The following is a 219-nucleotide window of genomic DNA, read 5'->3' as shown; positions in this document are numbered from 1 at the left end:
GCTGGGCGAAGGAGAGCGGAACCGGGCCGCCATGAGTGGCGAGGGGGAGCTTCGGCGCAAGGGAGCTCGCGCTTCCGTGGAGCCGTCCGGCCAGGGCCTCCACGGTGGGGGACTCGAAGAGGGCGCGCAGAGGGAGTTCCACGTTGAACTCCGCGCGGACGCGCGACACCACCTGGGTGGCCAGCAGGGAGTGGCCGCCCAATTCGAAGAAGGAGTCCC

1 protein-coding gene is annotated in these 219 nt (G+C 70.8%); it reads right to left on the bottom strand.

The features are described 5' to 3' along the window. Window positions 1-219: phosphopantetheine-binding protein (locus tag U8525_RS34760; RefSeq protein ID WP_374271017.1), on the bottom strand; the 219-nt coding region annotated here is incomplete at both ends.

It is taken from the genome of Corallococcus sp. RDP092CA, assembly GCF_041903675.1.
GTDB lineage: Bacteria > Myxococcota > Myxococcia > Myxococcales > Myxococcaceae > Corallococcus.
This window is presented reverse-complemented; position numbering and strand designations above follow the sequence as displayed.